Annotated in this window: 15 protein-coding genes, 1 pseudogene and 1 riboswitch; of the genes and pseudogenes, 15 read left to right on the top strand and 1 reads right to left on the bottom strand. The window is 50.9% G+C overall.

Translation table 11 applies throughout. From position 1 onward, the window contains the following. Window positions 1-2: 2 nt before the first annotated feature. Window positions 3-1094, bottom strand: a pseudogene (locus EDM55_RS20730) (aminotransferase-like domain-containing protein); the annotation flags it as partial. On the opposite strand from EDM55_RS20730, the gene EDM55_RS20725 reads away from it, so the two are divergent. From EDM55_RS20725 to EDM55_RS20655, 15 genes are all read left to right on the top strand, one after another. After that, window positions 993-1865: a DMT family transporter gene (locus tag EDM55_RS20725; RefSeq protein WP_246071035.1), complete on the top strand. Its 873-nt coding sequence runs from the start codon at window positions 993-995 to the stop codon at window positions 1863-1865. The pseudogene EDM55_RS20730 and the gene EDM55_RS20725 overlap by 102 nt on opposite strands. A gap of 185 nt (window positions 1866-2050) precedes the next feature. Continuing rightward, window positions 2051-3037, top strand: coding sequence for an ABC transporter ATP-binding protein (locus EDM55_RS20720; RefSeq protein ID WP_122961275.1), 987 nt, complete (start codon window positions 2051-2053; stop codon window positions 3035-3037). Continuing rightward, window positions 3031-3885: an ABC transporter permease gene (locus EDM55_RS20715; RefSeq protein WP_092274621.1), complete on the top strand. Its 855-nt coding sequence runs from the start codon at window positions 3031-3033 to the stop codon at window positions 3883-3885. The genes EDM55_RS20720 and EDM55_RS20715 overlap by 7 nt, the downstream gene beginning before the upstream one ends. Then, on the top strand, window positions 3882-4673 hold the full coding sequence (locus EDM55_RS20710) for an ABC transporter permease (RefSeq protein WP_092274623.1): 792 nt from the start codon (window positions 3882-3884) through the stop codon (window positions 4671-4673). The genes EDM55_RS20715 and EDM55_RS20710 overlap by 4 nt, the downstream gene beginning before the upstream one ends. Before the next feature lie 21 nt (window positions 4674-4694). Continuing rightward, complete coding sequence (locus tag EDM55_RS20705) at window positions 4695-5756, top strand: ABC transporter substrate-binding protein (protein WP_092274626.1); 1062 nt, start codon at window positions 4695-4697, stop codon at window positions 5754-5756. A 198-nt stretch (window positions 5757-5954) separates the two neighbouring features. Next, window positions 5955-6284, top strand: a complete 330-nt coding sequence (locus EDM55_RS20700; protein ID WP_139228113.1) for a YmaF family protein — start codon at window positions 5955-5957, stop codon at window positions 6282-6284. Between the two features lie 202 nt (window positions 6285-6486). Further along, on the top strand, window positions 6487-6891 hold the full coding sequence (locus tag EDM55_RS20695) for a VOC family protein (RefSeq protein WP_092274632.1): 405 nt from the start codon (window positions 6487-6489) through the stop codon (window positions 6889-6891). Between the two features lie 173 nt (window positions 6892-7064). Continuing rightward, a complete protein-coding gene (locus EDM55_RS20690; RefSeq protein ID WP_246071034.1) occupies window positions 7065-8357 on the top strand; it encodes a copper resistance CopC/CopD family protein in 1293 nt (430 codons plus the stop codon). 12 nt (window positions 8358-8369) lie between these two features. Then, complete coding sequence (locus tag EDM55_RS20685) at window positions 8370-8996, top strand: YcnI family copper-binding membrane protein (RefSeq protein WP_092274635.1); 627 nt, start codon at window positions 8370-8372, stop codon at window positions 8994-8996. Between the two features lie 261 nt (window positions 8997-9257). Further along, on the top strand, window positions 9258-10499 hold the full coding sequence (locus EDM55_RS20680) for an MFS transporter (RefSeq protein ID WP_122961274.1): 1242 nt from the start codon (window positions 9258-9260) through the stop codon (window positions 10497-10499). Window positions 10500-10639: 140 nt separating this feature from the next. Beyond that, window positions 10640-10861 carry a WYL domain-containing protein gene (locus EDM55_RS20675; RefSeq protein ID WP_092274641.1) on the top strand — a complete coding sequence of 74 codons (222 nt, stop codon included), beginning with the start codon at window positions 10640-10642 and terminating at the stop codon, window positions 10859-10861. A gap of 121 nt (window positions 10862-10982) precedes the next feature. Next, window positions 10983-11231, top strand: a complete 249-nt coding sequence (locus tag EDM55_RS20670) for a hypothetical protein (RefSeq protein ID WP_092274644.1) — start codon at window positions 10983-10985, stop codon at window positions 11229-11231. 243 nt (window positions 11232-11474) lie between these two features. Then, the gene (rsgA, locus tag EDM55_RS20665; RefSeq protein ID WP_246071033.1) at window positions 11475-12557 is read left to right on the top strand and encodes a ribosome small subunit-dependent GTPase A; all 1083 of its coding nucleotides are present in this window, start codon (window positions 11475-11477) and stop codon (window positions 12555-12557) included. 119 nt (window positions 12558-12676) lie between these two features. Continuing rightward, window positions 12677-12778, top strand: a riboswitch (purine riboswitch). 296 nt (window positions 12779-13074) lie between these two features. Next, entirely contained in the window at window positions 13075-13665 is a 591-nt protein-coding gene (locus tag EDM55_RS20660) for a xanthine phosphoribosyltransferase (protein WP_122961272.1), read from the top strand. 33 nt (window positions 13666-13698) lie between these two features. Next, window positions 13699-15006 carry a nucleobase:cation symporter-2 family protein gene (locus EDM55_RS20655; protein ID WP_122961271.1) on the top strand — a complete coding sequence of 436 codons (1308 nt, stop codon included), beginning with the start codon at window positions 13699-13701 and terminating at the stop codon, window positions 15004-15006. The last annotated feature ends 51 nt before the right edge of the window (window positions 15007-15057 follow it).

The following is a 15057-nucleotide window of genomic DNA, read 5'->3' as shown; positions in this document are numbered from 1 at the left end:
AATTACCGCTGAGCTTTGTGCAGCACTTCGACCAGCTGCTCGACTGCCTGCTCGATCCGCTCTTCTTTTACGGTAGAGGCGTTTAGCTTGAGGATGTTTTCGCGGGGAAAGTCAGACAAGTAGTGCCTGTCTATGGATTCGACCAGAATGAACTGCTTTTTCAGGACTGGAACGAGGCGAGAAACAGATAACGGCTCATTTAGGACGAGATGCGTATGAATGCCGGGGTGCTTCATCATAGGAAAGCGAAACAGGCCATCAGTCCTTGCCTGCTCGCGAATCAGGGAATCTGTCAAAAGCCTTGCCCTGCGGTCGTAGGAAGTGCGTATTTTTTGTTTGTGCCTATCGAACATCCCGCTCTTTACATAAATCTCTAAGGCCGCCTGAGACAGCATGGAGCTGTCGATGTCGAGAAGCTTTTTGAAGTGATTGAAGCTATCCTTGAGGGACTCGGGAATGACGGCGACTCCCAAGCGCAGCCCGGGAAAAATGATTTTGGAAAAGCTTTTCAAATAAATAACATGCCCAGAGCGATTGTAGGAGAAAAGCGGATCGGCTTTGCTGTCCTGCTCGAGATCGGCGAGGTGATCGTCCTCCACAATATATACATCGTATTTCTTGGCAAGCTCTACGATCGCTTTTTTGTCTTGCTGGGAGTAGGTGGTACCCAATGGACTGTGAAAGCGCGGCATCGTGTAAAAAAACTTGATGCTCTCGCTGCGGAAGAGCTGCTCCAATTCATCGAGATCCAGCCCCGCCCTAGTGCGTTTGATGCCCATGACCGGAAGCTTGTGCGTCTCCAAGTATTCGATCAGCAGATGGTAGCCTGGCTGCTCGATCAAGATGTTCGTTTTGCCGTTGGGAAAAGGAATCGTCGCCAAGAGCGCCAAGGCTTGCTGTACGCCAGACGTGACGACAATATGAGAAGGCTGCGCAAAGACTTGGTGATTCGCCAAAAGCTTTTGCAGGACGGGAATGAGAGTGGGTAGACCTTGGGCGGTTCCGTAAACAAACAAATCATTTTTGTACGTCTCGATGGCCTTGTTGATGCAATGCTGAAAGTCCAGATACGGAAAGATATCCGGATCGGGGGCTGGGTGAGGCTGACCATCAAACCGAAGCAGATCGGTGCCTTATTGCCTTTGGCTGTTCTGTATCCAACGCTGTTTTTCACCCTGCAAGCCTTCGGGCTGGTGTATACGACGTCATCGGAAGCGGGGATCATCCAGGCAACTGTCCCGATCTTCACCTTGCTGATGGCGAGCTTTCTCTTAAAGGAAGCGTCAACCTGGCTGCAGAAGGCGTCTACCCTTTTGTCGGTGTCTGGGGTCATCTACATGCTTGCGATGAAAGGCGGGGCGGTAGGTGCAGGAAGCAGTCTGGGAACGGTCTTGATCCTGTTATCTGCCTTGTCTCAGGCGGGGTATAGCGTGCTGGCTCGAAAAATGACTAGAAGCTTTCATTATATAGACATCACCTTTATGGTGTCACTGATCGGGTTTCTATTCTTTAATGGGTGGGCGGTTTCTCGGCATCTGGCTGCGGGAGAGCTGAGCTCGTTTTGGGCGCCTCTCGAAAATCCGTTGTTCCTCGCCTCCATTCTGTTTCTGGGGATTCTCTCGTCACTTGTGACCTCCCTATTGAACAACTTTGCCCTGTCGAAGCTGGAAGCTTCCAGGCTGAGCGTATTCAACAACCTGTCTACCTTGGTTACGGTCGTGGCAGGTGTCCTATTCTTGCAGGAGCAGCTATCTCTCTATCATCTATTGGGAGGCTTGCTCATTATAGCGGGGGTGATCGGCACGAACTACTTCGGTATGAAGGCCAAGAGGTCTGCACCAAAACCGACATCTGCGTCCATATAAGGAGAAATGCATAAATAAGCCGGGCCCATAGTCATGCAGGGGCTCGGCCTTTTTGTGCTTCATCTCCTACCGGGGAACGAGGAAAAATTGAGCAAGGAGGGTTTGAAACTGTTTACAAAACGCATCATATTCGATATAGTAACCTAGATTGCTATGAGTATGATGACATATGGTGGAATGAACGAATGAAAACGATTATACATCTGGATACAATTGAAAAAAGATTCGCAGAAGCAGTAGTAGTTCCCCCTTTATCGCTCACGATCGAAGAAGGGGAGTTTTTGACTTTACTGGGTCCGAGCGGCTGCGGCAAAACAACCTTGCTGCGGATGATTGCAGGCTTCGAGGAGCCTACCTCGGGAGACATTTTTCTGGATGGAAAGCCTTTGGGGCATGTACCGCCGTATCAGCGCGACATGAACATGGTGTTCCAACAATACGCCTTGTTCCCGCATATGAATGTGGAGCAGAACATCCTATTCGGACTGAAAATGAAAAAGGTCAATGCAGCAGAACAGAAGCGCCGCCTGGAAGAAGTGCTGCAGTACGTACAGCTGACAGAGCTGCGAAAACGGACGCCGAAGCAATTGTCTGGCGGTCAGCAGCAGCGGGTGGCGATCGCTCGAGCGATCATTAACAACCCTCGTGTACTGCTGTTGGACGAGCCTTTGGGTGCACTGGACTATCAGCTGCGCAAAAGCTTGCAGCTGGAGCTGAAAAACCTGCAGAAGAACCTCGGTATTACGTTTATTTACGTAACGCATGACCAGGAAGAAGCGATGGCGATGTCCGATCGGATCGCTGTCATGAACAAAGGGCGTATAGAGCAGATTGCCTCTCCTGCAGAGATCTACAACACACCTCAGACGCTGTTTGTAGCGACCTTCATTGGCGAGAACAACATTTTCCGCCAGGCAAGTACGTGTACAGCTGTGCGACCGGAAAAGATCAAGCTGTACCGGACAGATGAGCAGCCAGGCAAGCATCGCTGCAAAGGAAAAATTACGGACGCGGTGTTCCTCGGGAATTTGCGCAAAGTGTTTATCCGTCTCGATGGACAAGATCAGGTCGTCATGGCCCATCAGTATGCGGGTGACGGTCTCGACTGGCAGGTGGACGATCTCGTGGCGATTGGCTGGTCACAGGCAGACGAGGTGAAGTTGCCTTGTTAAACAAAAAACCGACGAAACTTCTCGCGCTTCCGGCACTGTTGTGGTTGGGTGCGCTCTTCGTCTTGCCGATGCTGCTGATTGTCATGCTTTCTTTTTGGAAAAGAGGAACATACGGGCAAGTTGTCTATGAGTTCACGGCAAACAACTACATCCGTATAGTGGATCCCCTGTACGGGCAGATTTTTTGGGACACATTTGTCGTGGCTATTCTGACAACGGTGCTGTCGATCTTGTTCGGGTATCCGCTTTCCTATTACATTTCCCGATTGGAGCGTTCCAAACAGCAGATTTGGCTTTTGCTGGTGATGATTCCGTTCTGGATCAACTTTCTGGTCCGCTCCTATGCTTGGGTCATCATCCTGCGCTCGCAAGGCGTAGTGAACACGATCCTGCAATCCTTGGGGATCATTAGCGAGCCACTGCCGTTGCTGTACAACTCGGGTTCCGTGATGCTCGGGATGGTGTACACACTCGTTCCCTTCATGGTCTTGCCCATTTATGTGTCCCTCGAGCAAATGGATCGACGCAAGCTGGAAGCGGCATACGATCTGGGGGCGACGCCGTGGAAGGCCTTTTGGCACGTGACACTGCCCATGACCAAGTCTGGTGTGGTGACAGGCTCCATTCTCGTCTTTGTTTCCTCTATCGGGATGTTCGTGGTTCCGGATGTCATGGGGGGGGCAAAGTCTGCTTTGATGGGGAACGTCATTCAGAACCAGTTTCTGTCTGCGCGTGACTGGCCGTTTGGTTCAGCCCTGTCCATTGTTTTGATGCTGTTGTCGATGCTCTTGATCCTTCTGTTCTTCAAAGCGACCAAAGCTAGCGAGAAGAAGGAGGGGACAGCATGAAAACATGGCGCAGAAACGTATTATCGGGCTATTCCTGGCTGATGCTGGTCTTTTTGTATCTGCCGATTGCGATCTTGATGCTCTACTCGTTCAATGATTCACGGATTAATGCCGTGTGGAGCGGTTTTACATGGAAGTGGTACCTCTCTTTGTTTGATAACAGGCAGGTTATGGCGGCGCTCGCAAACAGCATGACCATCGGGATTATCAGCAGCGTTTTGGCTACCGTTCTCGGTACGGCTGCGGCCCTGGCGATCAAGCACTACTCGCTGCGCTGGCGGACGTTTGTCAACGGCCTGATTTACTTGCCGATCGTCATCCCCGAAATCATGATGGGTCTAGCGCTGCTCGTGTTGTTCAGCCAGGTTCATATGGAGCTCGGGAAAGGTACACTGATCATGGCGCATGTCACGTTTAGCATGCCGTACGTGATGGTTATTATCAACGCGCGACTGGCTGACATGGGCAAGGAGCTGGAGGAAGCTGCTCAAGACTTGGGCGCGACTCCTTGGGGAACGCTCCGTCATGTGACCCTTCCCTTGATTATGCCGGGAATCGTGGCAGGCTTTTTGATGTCCTTTACCTTGTCGCTGGACGACTTCATCATTTCCTTTTTCGTGGCGGGTCCAAACTCTACGACGCTGCCATTGTATATCTATGGCTTGGTGAAACGGGGCGTATCGCCAGAAGTGAATGCCCTGTCCACGATGCTGATTGTTTGCACCGTGCTCTTGGTCATTATCGCCGAGCTGTTCCGACGTAAAGATTCGAAGACTATCACATATTGATTTGGAGGCCTGGAGGAGAAAATGAAACGTTTTAAGTCCCTCATGATCGGCGCTTTGTCCGCCGCACTCGCATTGACTGTTGTTGGTTGTTCGTCATCGTCATCGGAGAAGCAAGAAGAGCAAGTGCTCAACATCTACAGCTGGGCCGATAACTTTGATCCAGACGTCATCAAGGATTTTGAACAGAAGTACAACGTCAAGGTCAACTATGACGTATACGGCAGCAACGAAGAAATGCTGGCGAAGATTCAAGCGGGCGCTTCGGGCTATGACCTGATCCAGCCTTCCGACTACATGGTCGCTACGATGATTCAGCTCGGCCTGTTGGAGGACTTGAACAAGGAAGCCATCCCGAATATGAAAAACATCGTGTCTACCTTCCAGACACCTCCGTTTGATCCGGACAACAAGCATTCCGTCGTGTACACTTGGGGTATTACAGGGATTGCCTACAACAAAAAGTTCGTCAAGGAAGCCCCTACGAGCTGGGCAGACCTGTGGAACGAAAAATACAAAGACCGCGTGATTCTCTTGAACGACCCTCGTGAAGTCATGGGGATGTCTTTGATCAAAAACGGCTTCTCCAACAGCACCAAGGATAAAGGGGAGCTGGAAAAAGCATTCGCGGATCTCAAAACGCTGGTACCAGGCGTTGTGGCATTTGATACCGACAACATCAAGCAAAAAATGATCGCGGAAGAAGCTTGGATCGGTACCGTTTGGTCCGGTGACGCAGCATTCATCCACGCGCAAAATCCGGATGTGGAATACGTGATTCCAAAAGAAGGCGCGACTATTTGGGCAGATACCCTGGCCATTCCAAAAGGCGCGAAGCACAAGGAACTGGCAGAAAAATTCATCGACTACTTGATGGATCCACAAGTCAGTGTGAAAAACTACGAGTCGATCGGCTACAGCAACCCGAACGAGCAAGCGTACTCCCTGCATAGCGAGGAATACCGTTCCAACAAAATGATCTTCCTCGACAAGGCGGACATCGCTCGTGCGGAGTGGCTCGTCGATGTAGGAGATGCCTTGCAAGAATACGATCGCTACTGGACAGAAATGAAGAGTGGCCGATAATCGGAAGAACCGAGACTGGACGATGTGCCAGTCTCTTTTTTGTGTTCAATCGACTAGGAGTCGGACAAAGATGTACGAATTTCTAGCCGTCATACGCCGTTGCCAAGTCACAGCTTGTTCATACGATAGAGTAGTTCTTGCAAAAAGGAGGGATTACCCATCGCAAAGAAAAAGCTCCGCAAAACACAAGCCTCCCGCGTGAACCGAGTACGCCACCGCATGGAGGGGGTAACGTCGCTGGTTGACAATCACCGTCATTTGTTCAGCAATGTGTCTGACATCGTGGTGCGAGTACCGAGCCAAAGATCGCATTTTCACCTATTCCGTGCAATCACAACGACAACAGACGGACATCGCCATTTGTATTTTGGACAAACGGGTCTCTCGATTAATGGCACAGGTCCTTTTGGTGGAGGACCCAACCATTTCCATCGAGTAAATGTTCTCACCCAGATCACTCGTGGTCATCGTCACCGGATCAATGGTACGACAACGACCAACCGCGTCATCCGCAATAGCAGGCCCTAAAGACTAGAATCATTAGAAGAAGGGAAAGCCCGTGAGGATCTCTCATGGGCGTCTTCCTTTCTTTCCTATTTATTACTAGACAGCGAAAACAGACGGGTGAGATAGTAGAATATGCAGGGATGACGCTAGCAGATCGAGGGAATTCTAGCGTTTATGAATACAATTTCGGACATGTCTTGATGAAGCTGGAGGTGTGTAGGAAGTGACAAATGCGAAGATTACGACATTCCTTATGTTTGCGGGTCAGGCAGAAGAGGCAATGAACTTTTATGTATCTGTTTTTGAGCGTGCTGAAATACATACGATTCATCGATTTGGATCAGATGCGGGGGCAGCAGAGGGGAGCGTAATGCATGCGACGTTTTCGCTGAAAGATCAGACGTTTATGTGCATTGACAGCATCGTCAAACACGAATTTGGCTTTACGCCCGCCATGTCCCTGTTCGTTGAGTGCGACACCGAGCAAGAAATTGAGCATCTTTACCACAAGCTGTCCGAAGGTGGTGCTGTTCTCATGCCGCTCTCCTCGACGCCGATCAGCAAAAGCTTTGGGTGGATATCCGATCAATATGGTGTTTCCTGGCAGCTCAATCTGCGAAAAGAATAGGAAAATCACGGACATGTGCGCTGTGTGGAACCACCCCATCAGCGCTTTTTTGCGTTTTCACAGCTGTTTCAACAATTCGTCACAGCAGATAGCCCGTTTGAGCCATATGGCCGTAGAGTCAAGTCTGGTACGATATAACCTGTGAAAAGGCTATGCAACAAAAGTGGATGGTGATGAGCGTGAAACGATACGTAGCCTTACTCTGGATGGCTCTGTTCCTCGTGCTGAGCGTGACACCAGCAGCGGTCCAGGCACATGCCGGATTAATGGGAAGCCAGCCAAAAGACAATGAAGTTCTGCAAGCCAACCCTGGCCAGATCTCCATGCGCTTTACAGAAGTATTGGAGCCGGATCTGGTAGCTATACATTTGTACAACTGGAAGGGTGAAGAGGTCCAGCTGGAGGCGCCAACACTGCAGCCTGGGGACGCTTCTCAAGTGAATGCGAAATTGCCCGATCTGCCGGAAGGGACGTACACGGCGATCGTTTCGGTCGTCTCCGAGGACGGTCATCCGGTGGAAGAAAGACTGACGTTTTCGATCGGACAAAAAAGTGCTTCCGTGGTAGATCCAACTGCCCAAAAATCTGACAGCTCTTATTTGATTGTGTATCGGTATCTGACTCAAGGCATTCTTCTTTTGGGCGGTGGATTGTACCTGTTGGCATGGAGAGGAGAGCGCTACGGCCTCCCTTCGTTCGGCAAACTGCTGGGTATCATGAGACAGATCGGCTGGGGACTGGCGATCATTGGACTGGTCTTCCTCTGGTTCCTCTACGATGAATCACTCGCCGCTGTGTCACTGACAGATGCGCTGTGGCAAGGAAGCTGGTCCGTCCTGATGCAATCTTCCTTTGCGATGATGCTGCTGGTCTCGCTTGGACTCTTGATTTTGCTTGCGATCCCGGGCATGGTGAGCGGATGGTATGTCATTCTGTGGCTGGCGCTGTTGTGCACACAAGCATTTGGAGGACACGCCTGGGGCATATCACCGGTATGGCTGTCTCTCTTGCTCAGAGTTCTGCACGTGCTGACAGTCTCCTTATGGATGGGGGCACTCTTCTACTTGCTTCTGACTTACAGGCAGGCAGAGCGGGGAAACGAGGGATTCAAAGCCTTCTTTTTGCGGACAGTAGCCGTTGCATCGCTTTTGGCCGTACTGACTGGCATTGCGATGCTTGGCATTCAGACGAATGTGATCGCTATTTTCCAAAGCTCGCTTACGTGGAGCTACCTGTTTTATGGAAAGGTGGCAGCTGTATGTGTCATGCTGGTGATCGCCTTTTGGCAAACAAAGAATTGGCGTCAAAAGAATGCTTTGCGCCCGCTGCTGTTGCGTTGGGAAGTGGCATTAGGGATCGTGGCCATCCTGGCGGGAATGTGGATGAGCCAGACGCAGTATCCGACTACCGTTGATTCAAGCACAACCGATTCGGCTACAACTGTAATACATCAGCACCAACATTAGGAGGGGTTTTCGATGAAAGCAACAAAATGGATGAGCAGTGTATTGATGGCAGGTGCGATTTTGACGTTCGCGACAGCTGCGCAGGCACACGTCAACGTCTATCCGAAAGAAACGACAACGGGTGCCTATGAAAAATACACCGTGCGAGTACCCGTTGAAAAAGACGTGAATACCATAAAGGTCAAGCTGGAATTCCCGGCGAACGTGAAGGTAAGCACCGTTCAGCCTATCCCCGGCTGGAGCTATGCGTTTGAAAAAGATAAGGACGGCCGCAACACAGCATTGGTCTGGACTGCGACAGAGGGTGGGATCAAGGCGCATGAGTTTACAGAGTTTGCGTTCGTGGGAGCCAACCCGAAAGAAGCGGGCACTCTGTCCTGGAAGGCTTACCAAACTTATGCGGATGGCGAAGTAGTGGAATGGACCGGAGCGCCGGATTCAAAGACACCAGCATCGTTGACGACGATCAAAGAGGGAGCAGGTGAAGCAGGGCACGAGCCAGGCCAAGCTGCCGCGACCGCGCCTGCTGCAGAGCAAGGAGCTGCGGCTGCGACAGGAAGCAGCAATACGCTTCCAATCGTGCTGTCAGGATTGGCTCTTCTCCTATCGATTGTCAGCCTGTTCCGTAAAAAAGCATAAGCATCAAAAGAGGCCGTGTGGATCATCGATCTGCACGGTTTTTTTGTCGGACGAAAACCTGATCTCGTCAAAAAAGGAAAATTCCTTATAATAGAGCTAACTACTCTCGGAGGTGTATGAATCATGTTAGTATCCAAAACAGCTGCAACTCACCCAATAAAGAAAGAAAAATTTGGCGGTAGAGCGACACGTACGCTTTTGCAGCAGTAGGTAGAAAACGGAACGTGTCGATCTGCCTAAATAAGGGCGGATATTGTTCCTATGAAGATGAATGCGACAAAATTGTATATGCTCATGCGTTTTACCACGGCTCTTGCCAACTCGACGATGTTTACCACGTACGCCATTTTCTATGTGGCGACGCTGGGATTATCCCCTTTGGAGCTCCTGGTTGTAGGGACCGTTTTGGAGCTTACCGTGGTTCTGTTCGAAGGAGTAACGGGGGTGGTGGCTGATACGTATAGCCGGCGCCTGTCCATGATCATTGGGATGTTTGTGCTGGGCAGCGGCTTCGTCCTGCAGGGAGTGATGGGCTCGCTTGCGGGGGCGCCTCCACTCCTTCCGATGTTCGGCTGGGTGCTTCTGGCTCAAGTCCTTTTTGGGGTCGGTCATACCTTTATCAGCGGTGCGGATACGGCGTGGATCGCAGATGAGGCAGGAGAGGAGCAATTAGGGAGCCTGTTCATGCGTGCAAAGCGGGTCTCGCTTGTGGCAACGATGGCAGGGATTGGCCTCAGCGTCTATCTGTCGACGCAGGGAGCGCAGCTTCCTTACTTCGTAGGCGGTTTGATGTATATGGCCCTCGGGTTGCTTTTGATTCTTTTTATGAAAGAAACGGGTTTTATGCCCCGCATGCGGGAGGCAGGCTCCACCGCGTGGCAGGAAATGAAAACAACGTGGCTAACGGGCGTGCAGGTGGTGCGTGCGCAGCCGATCCTGCTGTTGATCTTGATCGTAACGCTTTTTAGCGGTGCTTCCTCAGAAGGCTATGATCGGCTGCGGGAAGCTCATTTGATTCGGGAAATCGGCTTTCCTGCTGCCATTCCCCTTTCGATGGCTGTCTGGTTCGGAGTGATGGCGGTCGCCACTGCTTTTCTTGGCTTGATTGCGGTCAAGCTCACGGAAAAATGGCTGGATATCAACAATGAGCGAATCGTCATGACGGGTATGTTCATGCTCACGTTCTTGCGGCTGCTTGCGATTTTGTTCTTTGCGCTGTCTCCGAGCTTCTGGTGGGCGCTCGCAGCTTTGCTTTTGATCGGCTTGATCGAGGCCATCAGCAGCCCCTTGTACGATACGTGGCTGAATATGAATATCCCCAGCAATGTCCGAGCGACTGTCCTCTCCATGCTCAGTCAGTCAAATGCGTTAGGACAGACCGCGGGAGGACCGGCAGTGGGCTGGGTCGGTAGTCGAATATCTGTGCGGGCGTCGTTGATCGTGGCAGCAGTTCTATTGTCCCCGATCCTTTACGTGTACGGAAAAGCCGTGCGTAGATCATAAAAGCAACAGAAAAAGACAGATGCTCTTTTGGGCATTTGTCTTTTTTTTATTGTCTGTTCGCATATAATGAGAACAAAACTTGCGAACAAGCGTTCTGGATGATATGATGTTCATACAGAAGAAATGGCGGTGACAACCTGATGATTCGTGAACTGAACAAATATTGGCGAAGACAGCAAATCATCGAGATGATCTACCTTGATAAGAACGGGGAAACCAGCAGGAGAGTCGTACGAATTCTAGAGCTGGATGCGATGGGCCAGCGCATGAAGGCCTACTGCTACGCGCGGAATGCGTATCGCGTGTTTGCCGTAGCGAATATATTGGCGGTAGCACCAGCAGAGGACCTGACCGCAGGCTAGCGAGTGCTGCTCCACCATTCTCCTCCTGAAATGACAGTCCATTCCATTCTATGCTGGGAAACATGGTATACTGAAGGGACAACGGACGTTCAAAGATTGGACGCAGAAGGGAGTGGAGACGATGGAAGTTTTCATTATCGTCGTGTTCATGTTTATCATATTGATGGTGGTAGTGAGCTCTTCTTTAAAGAAGGGTGGACGTGGGCGTTCCCACTCGTCAACTGACAGCGGTACACCGTATTACGTCGATAGTGACCCGCGCCGAGATGATTCCGATAGTGGCTGGGGGCATGGCCATAGTCACGGGCACAGTCACAGCGATGGGGGATCTGACAGCGGGGGCGGCGACGGCGGAGGCGGAGGCGACTGAGCCTGTTGCAACCGTAGTATTTCGTGGTACAATAGCTGGGAAATCATCAACAAACTGGATCATTCGGTTTGAAAAGGAGAGATGTTTTATGGCAAGCACAAAATTGATAGAGATTGTAGCAATCGGGGTCACAGGAATCCTCCTTTCAAACGAACTCCAATAACGGTTTTGATTTGAGGATTCGACTGTGACTGGTATGGCCAAAAGCCAATGTATGAAACCATTCGCAGGGGGAATCCATTCGTGAATCAACAAGTACAACAAACCTTACAAACTTTGGGCTGGAATGAGGCTTTTGCCAATCATTTTGCCCCTTATGCCGAACAAGGCTACAGTGTGGGACGCATCACACTGGAACATAAACGGATCTATCGCCTGCTTGGCGAGCATGGCGAGCTCTTGGGCGAGGTAACAGGAAAGCTGCGATATGAAGCGACAGGCCGCGAGGATTATCCGGCTGTCGGGGACTGGGTCGTCATCAGTCCACGTGCAGTAGAGAAAAAAGCGACGATTCACGCCGTTTTACCACGGAAGAGCAAGTTTTCACGAAAGGCCGCTGGCGACAACGTGGAAGAACAGATCGTGGCGGCAAACGTGGATACGGTCTTTTTGGTCAACGCTCTGAACAACGATTTTAACATTCGCAGGATGGAGCGCTATCTGATTCTCGCTTGGGAAAGCGGAGCCTCACCTGTCATCGTACTGAGCAAAGCCGATTTGTGCGACGATCTGGACGCACGAATGCGCGAAGTGGAATCCATCGCGATCGGTGTACCCGTGCACGTCGTCAGTGCCGAGCAAGGCGAAGGCTTGGAGGAGCTGGCCCCTTATCTTTCGGAAGGCAAAACCATTGCACTTATGGGCTCTTCCGGAGTAGGCAAATCCACTCTGATCAACAAGCTGAGTGGCACCGACATGCAGAAAGTGAGCGAGGTGCGGGAAGGGGACGACCGGGGCCGTCATACGACGACGCACCGGGAGCTGTTCTTATTGCCGAGCGGGGGATTGATGATCGATACGCCGGGCATGCGCGAGCTGCAGCTTTGGGAAGCAGATGAAGGCTTCCGTGGTGCGTTCGATGACATCGAGACACTCGGACAGTCCTGCCGCTTTGGGGATTGCCAGCATATGCGCGAGCCAGGCTGCGCGGTGCGGGAAGCGATCGAGGATGGTTCTCTGGAAAAAGCGCGCTTTGACAGCTATCTCAAGCTGCAAAGGGAGCTGGCCCATCTGGCACGCAAGGAAGACGCGAGATTGCAGGCAGCTGAAAAGGATAAATGGAAAAAAATCAATGTGCAGATGCGGCAGCGCAAGCCGAAGCGATAAAGAGAGAGCCCTCGAAAATCGGGGGCTCTTTCCATGTTTTCCAACGCTTGAGCGGCGGAAGTGACTTTCAAAAATTAACGCTTGCCCGTAGGCTGCCTGATATGATAGATTGGTCAATATCCAAAAAGCATATGCAAGCTCGTATAATTTTGGGAATAAGGCCCAACAGTTTCTACCGGGTGACCGTAAATCGCCTGACTACGAGTGAGAGAACGTCACGATTCTTTTCTATTCAGGCTTCTTACTGATAAAAAGAATTTGATTTGGTGACGCCCGCGCTTTGAATAGCGTGCTGTACCCTGGCAAAACAAGCCCAGAGGGGACAGATTTCACTTGGAGTTGGTATTTTCGTTACTGCCACCCTGTGATCTGTTCACTCTGGGCTTTCCTTATACAGTAAGAATTTATAAAATTCTTAGCCAGTATAAGTGCAATTAAGACTCCGCCACAAAAGCTTGGCGGAGCCAAGTTTTCTAATTGTTTTCAGGCGGTTGTTATTCGTGGAGGAGGAACATAGATGAAAGAACTGCAAGAGCGCATTATTCGTGACGGTAAGGTACTGTCTGCATCCGTATTGAAAGTGGATGCCTTTTTGAATCATCAGGTCGACCCGCAGCTGACCATGAACATTGGGAAACGATTTGCGGAACTGTTTGCGGATGAAAAGGTGACCAAAGTCGTGACGATAGAGGCAAGTGGCATTCACTTCGCCTTGGCAACATCGGTTGCACTAGGCGTACCGTTTATTTACGCGAAAAAGAAAAAGGCGGTTACCTTGACCGAGGAGGTTTACTCGGCTCCCGTTCACTCGTTCACCAGACAAGAAACGTATCAAATCAGCGTGTCCAAGCAGTATTTGCAGGCAGAGGATCGCGTCTTGATTGTCGATGATTTCCTGGCGACAGGTGCCGCTCTCGTAGGACTTACGCAGATTGTGAAAGACGCAGGCGCACATCTCGTGGGTATCGGTGCAGTCATCGAGAAAAGCTTTCAGGAAGGCCGCGGATTGCTCGAAAAAGAGGGCATTCGCATCGAGTCTTTGGCACGCATCGAATCCATGTCTCCGGAACATATTCATTTCATTGAACCAGCTGCAACACGCGTTTAAAACAAATAGATAGAGGGGAAGAGAAACAATCGTATGTTATCCAAACAAAAAGTGATAACTTTGGGCTTGCAGCACGTCTTGGCCATGTATGCGGGAGCAGTCGTTGTGCCTTTGATCATCGGGGGAGCTCTTCATCTGACTCCGGCGCAAATCGCTTATTTGATCGCAGCTGACCTGTTTACCTGCGGGATCGCTACCTTGCTGCAGGTACTCGGTACGAAATACACGGGGATTCGCCTGCCGGTTGTGCTGGGCTGTACGTTCACAGCGGTAGGACCGATCATTGCGATCGCCTCGCAGACCAATCTCGCAACCGCGTATGGCGCCATTATTATATCCGGTATATTTGTGGTTTTGGCAGCTCCTTTATTCGGTAAGCTGCTTCGCTTCTTCCCAACGGTTGTACAGGGCTCGGTCGTTACGATTATCGGTCTTTCCCTGATTCCCGTCGCTATGAACAACGTAGCTGGCGGTCAAGGCATGCCAGACTTTGGGGCTCCGCGCAATCTGCTCCTGGCATTGGGCACACTTGCTATTATTCTTCTCATCAATCGTCTGTGTACAGGATTTATCCGTGCAATTTCCGTTTTGCTGGGCTTGATTGCCGGTACAGTAGTCGCGTATTTTATGGGGATGGTCAGCTTCGCCAATGTGGTGTCGGCCTCCTGGTTTAGCATCGTAGAGCCTTTCTATTTCGGTACACCACAGTTTAGCATCGTCGCGATCATTACCATGATTCTGGTAAACATCATCAGCATGGCTGAGTCCACAGGCGTGTATTTTGCCCTTGGGAAGGTGACGAACAAAGACGTAAGGAAAGAGGATGTCGTAAAAGGCTTGCGCGGTGAAGGGATCGCCATTATGCTGGGGGGTATTTTCAACGCATTCCCATATACGGCTTTCTCTCAAAACGTAGGGCTGGTAAGCTTGACTGGCATCAAGTCTCGTGACGTGATGATCGGTGCAGGTGGAATCCTGGTCGTTCTCGGTCTTTTGCCAAAGCTGGCTGCACTGACGACGGTGGTTCCGAACGCCGTATTGGGTGGTGCGATGGTAGCGATGTTCGGGATGGTAGTCGCATCAGGTATCAACATCCTGTCCCAAGTGGACTTGCGTCAAAACGAAAACCTGCTGATTGCTGCTTGCAGTATCGCAGTAGGCTTGGGCTCAGCTGCTGTTCCTAGCATGTTTGACCAGCTGCCTGAAATGGCAAAAATGCTGCTGCAAAACGGCATCGTGACAGGCTCTTTGACTGCTGTCATTCTGAATATCCTGCTGGTTCATACGAATAAAAATTTGCAGCCATCCGTTGAGGAAAAAGCTGTACAGGAAGCTTCCTAAGCAAGCACGAGAAATTGAAAACCGCTCAGGTTGAACTGCACCCCAATTGTT

The organism is Brevibacillus centrosporus (assembly GCF_003710815.1).
GTDB lineage: Bacteria > Bacillota > Bacilli > Brevibacillales > Brevibacillaceae > Brevibacillus > Brevibacillus centrosporus.
This window is presented reverse-complemented; position numbering and strand designations above follow the sequence as displayed.